This window comes from Faecalibacterium sp. DFI.5.82 (assembly GCF_029076575.1).
Taxonomy (GTDB): Bacteria; Bacillota; Clostridia; order Oscillospirales; family Ruminococcaceae; genus Faecalibacterium; species Faecalibacterium duncaniae.
On sequence record NZ_JARFIS010000534.1, the window covers coordinates 1 to 310 of the forward strand.

Genomic DNA, 310 nt, shown 5'->3' on the forward strand with positions numbered 1-310 from the left:
CTTCTGAGCAATTCTGCCGGTGATGGAATCCAGTTCCACACCATACAAACGGCTGCTCTGCATTTCAGGAGGGAGCATACCAAAGAAGTTGCCGATACCCATAGCAGGCTCCAGAATATTTCCTGGTTCAAAGCCCATCCTCAAAAGGCTGTTCATGAAGATTTACGAGGACAATGTTAACGGAAAGCTTAGCGATGACCGCTTCGACATGATGAGTCAGAGCTACGATGACGAACAGAAGCAGCTGGAAGAGGAAGTTCTCTCCATCCAGCAGGAAATTGAAGTAAAGGAACAGCAGATCTAGAATATT

Annotated in this window: 1 protein-coding gene; it reads left to right on the top strand. The window is 46.5% G+C overall.

Annotated elements, in window-relative coordinates; translation table 11 throughout:
- The first annotated feature begins 154 nt into the window (after positions 1 to 154).
- On the top strand, positions 155 to 304 hold the full coding sequence (locus P0G09_RS17760) for a hypothetical protein (RefSeq protein WP_275253331.1): 150 nt from the start codon (positions 155 to 157) through the stop codon (positions 302 to 304).
- Positions 305 to 310 lie beyond the last annotated feature (6 nt).